The 7,630-nt window shown below is 63.7% G+C and carries 5 protein-coding genes; 4 read left to right on the top strand and 1 reads right to left on the bottom strand.

Going from position 1 to position 7,630, the window contains the following annotated elements; translation table 11 throughout:
* Positions 1-130 precede the first annotated feature (130 nt).
* Positions 131-1,246, bottom strand: a complete 1,116-nt coding sequence (gene wecB, locus WFP78_RS15910; RefSeq protein ID WP_336964397.1) for a non-hydrolyzing UDP-N-acetylglucosamine 2-epimerase — start codon at positions 1,244-1,246, stop codon at positions 131-133.
* 174 nt (positions 1,247-1,420) lie between these two features.
* Between wecB and WFP78_RS15905 the strand changes: the two genes are divergently transcribed.
* From WFP78_RS15905 to WFP78_RS15890, 4 genes are all read left to right on the top strand, one after another.
* Positions 1,421-2,479 (top strand): mannose-1-phosphate guanylyltransferase/mannose-6-phosphate isomerase, encoded by a 1,059-nt coding sequence (locus WFP78_RS15905; RefSeq protein ID WP_336964394.1) that lies wholly within the window; start codon positions 1,421-1,423, stop codon positions 2,477-2,479.
* Position 2,480: 1 nt separating this feature from the next.
* Positions 2,481-2,654, top strand: coding sequence for a hypothetical protein (locus WFP78_RS15900; RefSeq protein WP_336964391.1), 174 nt, complete (start codon positions 2,481-2,483; stop codon positions 2,652-2,654).
* A gap of 306 nt (positions 2,655-2,960) precedes the next feature.
* Entirely contained in the window at positions 2,961-7,118 is a 4,158-nt protein-coding gene (rpoB, locus tag WFP78_RS15895; RefSeq protein ID WP_336964388.1) for a DNA-directed RNA polymerase subunit beta, read from the top strand.
* Complete coding sequence (locus WFP78_RS15890; protein WP_336964386.1) at positions 7,115-7,516, top strand: hypothetical protein; 402 nt, start codon at positions 7,115-7,117, stop codon at positions 7,514-7,516. Before rpoB ends, WFP78_RS15890 begins: the two co-directional genes overlap by 4 nt.
* Positions 7,517-7,630 lie beyond the last annotated feature (114 nt).

Below are 7,630 nucleotides of genomic sequence, written 5' to 3'. Positions count from 1 at the left end.
TAAACCATCGAAATGAGGGGTCCCTTTTAGACGCCGATCACCCCGCTAACGGGGTCCTTTTTGCACGCCGATCCACACTCGGCGCCGATCCCGAGCACCGCGTTGGTGATCCCTGCCCGATGGCACAATACTATCGCGAGCGGACGACGATCCCGGCGATCCGCGCGCCACTGTTGCCATCACCGAACGGGTTGTGGGCACGCGACATAGCGGCATAGGCTGCGCCGTCATCTAGCAAACTGCACGTCTCGCCGACGATCCGGGCGCTGTCGGTGCCGACCAGCTTCGCCGTGCCGGCCGTGACACCCTCTGGCCGCTCAGTGGTTTCACGCATCACCAGCACCGGCTTGCCCAGCGAGGGCGCCTCCTCCTGCACGCCGCCGCTGTCGGTCAGAACGATATGGCAAAGGTCGAGCAGGCGGACGAAATGGGGATAGTCGAGCGGATCGATCATCGCGACATTGGCAAGGCCGGCCAGCGCTTCGTCCATTACGGCGCGAACATTGGGGTTGGGATGGACGGGGAAGATCACCGCGACATCATCCCGCGCGGCGATCGCCCGCACCGCCTGCGCGATGCTTTCCATGCCGCCGCCGAAATTCTCCCGCCGGTGGCTGGTGACGGCGATGATCCGCTTGCCGGCAAAGCGCGCGGCCAGCGGGTCGAGCCCGGCGGCGAGCGACGGGTCGGCATCGATCCGCGCCTTGGTGGCGAGCAGCGCGTCGATCACGGTGTTGCCGGTGACGTGGATGGTGGCAGCGTCGCGATTTTCGGCCAGCAGCGCGTCGGCCGCCGCCTGGGTCGGTGCGAAGTTCATGTCGGCGATGCAGGCGACGACGCGGCGGTTCACCTCCTCCGGCCAGGGTTGGTGGATATCCCCGCTGCGCAGCCCCGCCTCGACATGGCCGACCGGGATCTTGCGATAATAGGCGGCAAGGCTCGCCACCATCGTCGTCAGCGTATCGCCATGGACAAGGACGCGATCGGGGCGCTCGCGGTCGAACGCCTCGCCCAGCGCCACGATCAGCGCGGCGGTCAGGCCATCGAGCGTCTGATTCGCCTTCATGATGTCCAGGTCGATATCCGGCACGATGCCGCTGATCTCCAGCACCTGGTCCAGCAGGCCGCGATGCTGCGCGGTCACGCAGACGCGCGTGTCGATGCCGTCCAGCGCCTTTAGCGCATGGATCACCGGAAACAGCTTGATCGCTTCGGGTCTTGTCCCGAATACGCAGAGAACCTTCATGTCTGCCTTTCTTGTGGCATGAATTCTGGAAGGGAACGGAACCCCTTGAAGCAACCACCTTGGAGTAAATTGGTATAGATCGGCTGAACGGATTTTTTTGCATGCGCGAAATGCCATGCTATGCCGCTGGAAGACGTTCCCATTGACCGCCCGCCACGACCCAAGCGAGATATAATGAGCAACACCAACATGATCGTCCCCGTCATCCTTTCCGGCGGGTCCGGCACCCGCCTGTGGCCGGTGTCCCGCCCCGAGCGGCCCAAGCAGTTGCTGCCGCTGACAGCGGACGAGACGATGCTGCAGTTGACGGTCCGGCGCACCAATGGCGGGACAGCGCATTTCGGCCGGCCGATCCTGGTTGCCAATGCGGCGCATGCCGACATCATCGAGGAACAGCTGAGCGCGATCGGGGTGGAAGACAGCCTGATCCTGCTGGAACCCTTTGGCCGCAACACCGCCCCCGCCATCGCGCTCGCCGCGCTGGAGGCAAAGGGCGACGAGGCATTGCTGGTCATGCCCAGCGACCATGTGATCGCCGACCTGCCCGCCTTCCATGAAGCGATCGCCCGCGCCCTGCCGCTGGTGTCCGATGGCTGGCTCATCACCTTCGGCATCACCCCGGATGCGCCGGAAACCGGCTATGGCTATATCAAGATGGGCGAAACTTGCGCCGATCGCATCCATAGCGTCGCCCGCTTCGTGGAGAAGCCGGATGCCGATCGCGCCGCCGAAATGCTGGCCGAAGGTGGCCATGCCTGGAATGCCGGCATCTTCCTGTTCCGTGCCGACGCCTATCTCGCCGCGCTCGAACGGCACCAGCCCGCCATGCTGGCCGCCGCCAGGAAGGCGATGGCGGGCGCCGTCCGCACCGGCGCCCGCGTCTCTCCCGAACCGCAAGCCTTTGCCGCCTGCCCTTCGGATTCCATCGACTATGCCATCATGGAACGCGAGGACCGCGTCGCCTGCGTGCCGGTCAGCATGGGCTGGTCGGACGTCGGCAGCTGGGATTCGCTGCATGCGATCAGCCTCAAGGACGGCGCCGGCAATGCCGTGCGCGGTCAGGTGCTTGCGCTCGGCGCCAACAACTGCCTCGTCCATACGGACGGGCCGCGCGTCACGCTGGTCGATGTCGACGACCTGATCGTCGTCGTCTCCCATGGCGATGTCATGATCCTGCGCCGGGGCGAATCCCAGAAGGTGCGCCGGGTGACGGACGCGCTGAAAAGCGCCTGACATGCGCCGGGCGCCCTCCCGGCCCGATCATGCGCGCCAGTGGCCCGCCCTGCGCCATTGGCTGATGGCGGGCGCCATGCTGGGCCTGCTGATGCTCCTTGGCCCGAATATCTCCCGGGTGGGCGACAAGCTGGTCGGACTGCTGGCGCCGCGCCTCGTCGCCAACCCAGACTGAACGCCCCGGGCCGATTTGGGGCGACCCCCTTCACAAAATCCAACACGCCCTCTATATAGGCCATACGAGATTTCCGGCCTGCCATCGCTTCCGGGCGATGTGCCGGCCGCCCTCCCCTCGCCCGGGCTACGGTTTGGTTTGCGCCCAAACCGCGACGAATGGGGCGTTTTGGAGGGTTCTACCAGACGCTGGCAGTGCGGATCGGACAGCCCCGACCCGCACTTTTTTGCGTCTGATGCGCCCACGAATCGGCTGAATTTCCGCTGCGACGCGGGAAAATATATGTCCAAGAAGGCAGGAAAACGCATGGCGACCAAGGCAGCTCCCCTCCAGACCGCGAAAAAGCGCATCCGCAAGGTCTTCGGCAACATCCACGAAGTGGTGCAGATGCCGAACCTGATCGAGGTTCAGCGCGAATCCTACGAGCAGTTCCTCCGCTCGAACCCCGCGACCGGCTATGTCTCCGGCCTGGAAAAGACGCTGCGCTCGGTCTTCCCGATCCGTGATTTCGCTGGCACCGCCGAAATGGATTTCGTCCATTACGAGCTGGAAGACCCGAAATACGACACCGAGGAATGCCGTCAGCGCGGCATCACCTATGCAGCGCCGATGCGCGTCACCCTGCGCCTGATCGTGTTCGAGGTGGACCAGGACAGCGGCGCCCGCTCCGTGCTCGATATCAAGGAGCAGGACGTGTACATGGGCGACATGCCGCTCATGACCGGCAACGGCACCTTCATCGTCAACGGCACCGAGCGCGTCATCGTGTCGCAGATGCACCGTTCGCCGGGCGTGCTGTTCGACCATGACCGTGGCAAGACCCACGCTTCGGGCAAATATCTGTTCGCCGCGCGCGTCATCCCCTATCGCGGTTCCTGGCTGGACTTCGAGTTCGACGCCAAGGACATCGTCAACGTCCGCATCGACCGCAAGCGCAAGCTGCCCGTCACCGCGCTGCTCTTCGCCCTCGGCCTCGATGCCGAGGAGATCCTGGGCCATTTCTACAACAAGGTCACGTTCATCCGTGGCGAAGGCGGCTGGCAGATCCCCTTCGCGGTCGAGGCATGGCGCGGCCAGAAGCCGGCCTTCGACATTGTCGACGCCAAGACCGGCGAAGTCGTGTTCCCCACCGGCCAGAAGATTTCACCCCGCGCCGCCAACAAGGCGGAGAAGGACGGCCTGTCCACGCTGCTGATCCCGACCGAGGAAATCTTCGGCCGCTACAGCGCCTATGACCTCGTCAACGACAAGACCGGCGAGATTTATATCGAGGCGGGCGACGAGGTTTCGTCCGAAAATCTGGAAAAGCTCGACAAGGCCGGCATCGAGACGCTGGAACTGCTCGACATCGACCATGTCACCACCGGCCCCTGGATTCGCAACACGCTGAAGGCCGACAAGGCCGAGGACCGCGATCAGGCCCTGTCCGACATCTATCGCGTCATGCGCCCCGGCGAGCCGCCGACGCGCGAAACCGCCGAAGCGCTGTTCGGCGGCCTGTTCTTCGATCCCGAGCGCTACGACCTGTCGGCCGTGGGCCGCGTGAAGCTCAACATGCGTCTTGAGCTGGATGCCGAGGACACCGTCACCACCCTGCGCCGCGAGGACATCCTCGCCGTCGTCAAGGAACTGGTGAACCTGAAGGACGGCAAGGGCGAGATCGACGACATCGACAATCTCGGCAACCGCCGCGTGCGTTCGGTGGGCGAGCTGCTGGAAAACCAGTATCGCGTCGGCCTGCTGCGCATGGAGCGCGCCGTGAAGGAGCGCATGTCGTCGGTGGACGTTTCCACCGTGATGCCGAACGACCTCATCAACGCGAAGCCCGCCGTGGCCGCGGTGCGTGAATTCTTCGGTTCCTCGCAGCTCTCGCAGTTCATGGACCAGACCAACCCGCTGTCGGAAGTGACGCACAAACGCCGCGTGTCCGCCCTCGGGCCGGGCGGTCTGACCCGTGAGCGCGCCGGCTTCGAAGTCCGCGACGTTCACCCGACCCATTATGGCCGTATCTGCCCGATCGAAACGCCCGAAGGCCCGAACATCGGTCTGATCAACAGCCTCGCGACGTTCAGCCGCGTGAACAAATATGGCTTCATCGAGACGCCGTATCGCAAGATCATCGACAACAAGGTGACGGACGAGGTCGTGTACCTCTCCGCCATGGAAGAGGCCAAGCACACGATCGCGCAGGCGAACGCCGAGCTGGCCGCCGACGGCAGCTTCGTGGAGGACCTGATCTCCTCGCGTCAGGCCGGCGAATTCCTGATGTCGCCCAAGGACAACATCACCCTGATGGACGTCAGCCCCAAGCAGCTGGTGTCGGTCGCGGCCTCGCTCATTCCGTTCCTGGAAAACGATGACGCCAACCGCGCGCTCATGGGATCGAACATGCAGCGCCAGGCCGTGCCGCTCGTCCGTGCCGAAGCGCCCTTCGTCGGCACCGGCATGGAAGAGACGGTTGCGCGCGATTCCGGCGCCGCCATCGCCGCCAAGCGCTCGGGCATCATCGATCAGGTCGACGCGACCCGTATCGTGATCCGCGCGACCGGCGACGTGGCACCGGGCCAGTCGGGCGTCGACATCTACACGCTGATGAAGTTCCAGCGCTCCAACCAGGACACCTGCATCAACCAGCGCCCGCTGGTGAAGGTGGGCGATCTGGTCAACGCCGGCGACGTCATCGCCGACGGCCCGTCGACCGAGTTCGGCGAGCTGGCGCTGGGCCGGAACACGCTCGTCGCGTTCATGCCCTGGAACGGCTACAATTATGAGGATTCCATCCTCATTTCCGAGCGCATCGTGAAGGATGACGTCTTCACCTCGATCCACATCGAGGAGTTCGAGGTCATGGCGCGCGATACCAAGCTCGGGCCGGAAGACATCACCCGCGACATCCCGAACGTCGGCGAGGAAGCGCTGCGTAACCTCGACGAGGCGGGCATCGTCTACATCGGTGCAGAGGTCGAGCCGGGCGACATCCTGGTCGGCAAGATCACGCCGAAGGGCGAAAGCCCGATGACGCCGGAAGAAAAGCTGCTCCGTGCGATCTTCGGCGAAAAGGCCAGCGACGTGCGCGACACCTCGCTTCGCCTGCCGCCGGGCGTTGCCGGCACCGTCGTTGAAGTGCGCGTGTTCAACCGCCACGGCATCGACAAGGACGAGCGCGCGATGGCCATCGAGCGCGAGGAGATCGACCGCCTGGCGAAGGACCGCGAGGACGAACGCGGCATCCTCAACCGTGCGACCTTCAACCGCCTGCGCGAAATGCTGCTGGGTCAGACCGCCACTGCGGCGCCCAAGGGCCTGCGCAAGGGCGTGGAGATCGACGACGAGCTGCTCGACAGTGTCGAACAGCGCGAATGGTGGAAGTTCTCCGTTGCGGACGACACCCGCCAGACGGCGATCGAAGCGGTCAAGGCGCAGTATGACGAAGCGGTGAAGACCATTGTCGACAAGTTCGAGGATCGCGTCGAGAAGCTGCAGCGTGGCGACGAGCTGCCCCCGGGCGTGCTCAAGATGGTCAAGGTGTTCGTGGCGGTGAAGCGCAAGCTGCAGCCGGGCGACAAGATGGCCGGCCGTCACGGCAACAAGGGCGTCATCTCGCGCATCCTGCCGATCGAGGACATGCCGTTCCTGGAAGACGGCACGCATGTCGACATCGTGCTGAACCCGCTGGGCGTGCCTTCGCGCATGAACGTCGGCCAGATCTTCGAAACGCATCTGGGCTGGGCCGCGCGCGGCCTTGGCCAGCAGATCAAGGGTGCGCTGGAAGAGTGGCGCTATGCCAATCCGGACCCGGAGGCGGCTGCGCCGCCCGAGGCGGTGCGCGAGCGGCTGAAGACGGTCTATGGCGCGAACTATGCCGGCGAGATCGAGGCCCGTTCCGACGAGCAGATCGTCGAACTGGCGGGCAATCTGCTGACCGGCGTGCCGATGGCGACCCCGGTGTTCGACGGCGCGCGCGAAGCCGACGTGTCCGACATGCTGACCCTGGCCGGCCTGAACACCTCGGGCCAGTCCGACCTGTATGACGGCCGCACCGGCGACAAGTTCGACCGCAAGGTCACGGTGGGCATCATCTACATGCTGAAGCTGCATCACCTTGTCGACGACAAGATCCACGCACGCTCCATCGGCCCCTACAGCCTCGTCACCCAGCAGCCGCTGGGCGGCAAGGCCCAGTTCGGCGGCCAGCGCTTCGGCGAGATGGAGGTGTGGGCGCTCCAGGCCTATGGCGCCGCCTACACGCTGCAGGAAATGCTGACGGTGAAGTCGGACGACGTGGTGGGCCGCACCAAGGTCTACGAAGCGATCGTCAAGGGCGACGACACCTTCGAGGCCGGCATTCCGGAGAGCTTCAACGTGCTCGTCAAGGAAATGCGCTCGCTGGGTCTCAACATCGAACTGGCCTCGCTGGACGAGGTTTCGGAAGACGACGGCGGCTTCGCGCAGGCAGCGGAATGATGATGTTTTTTGCTGAGGCCGCGATGGTGCTTGGCGCGCTATCTGCGAGTGCGTTTCAACCTCACTATGAAGAGGCTAGACGCTGTTTATTTACGGGTCGGTATATTGCGGAAACAGATATCACTGGAACGTTGGCGAAAAAGAATAATCAATTCGGACGCCAGGTTTTTGATCGATACATGCCAATTTTCGCTTTCGAGGCATTCAAATTGGGTAAAACCGAAGCTGAGATCGAATTTGAGGCCAATATTGGATCAAGGCGATTTGTCATGACCACGCTAGACGAGATCAACGGTCTTGCTTTGAAAGCGCGTATAGGCCGGTACGAAAAATTACTTTCGGAAGTCGTCGAGTGTAACCGGGTGCCTACCCTCCAACTACTGCCTGGGAACGAATGATGAGGCGATTTATGAGATATCCTAACTTCGCCTTTAACTCGTCGGATGAAATCCCCGAGGATGAGACCGGCTTCGCGACAGCGGCGAAATAACAAAGCAACTCTCCCCTTCCTT

Source organism: Sphingobium aquiterrae (genome assembly GCF_037154135.1).
Lineage (GTDB): Bacteria > Pseudomonadota > Alphaproteobacteria > Sphingomonadales > Sphingomonadaceae > Sphingobium > Sphingobium aquiterrae.
The sequence above is the reverse complement of the archived record's forward strand: the minus strand, read 5'-3'. Positions and strand labels throughout refer to the sequence as shown.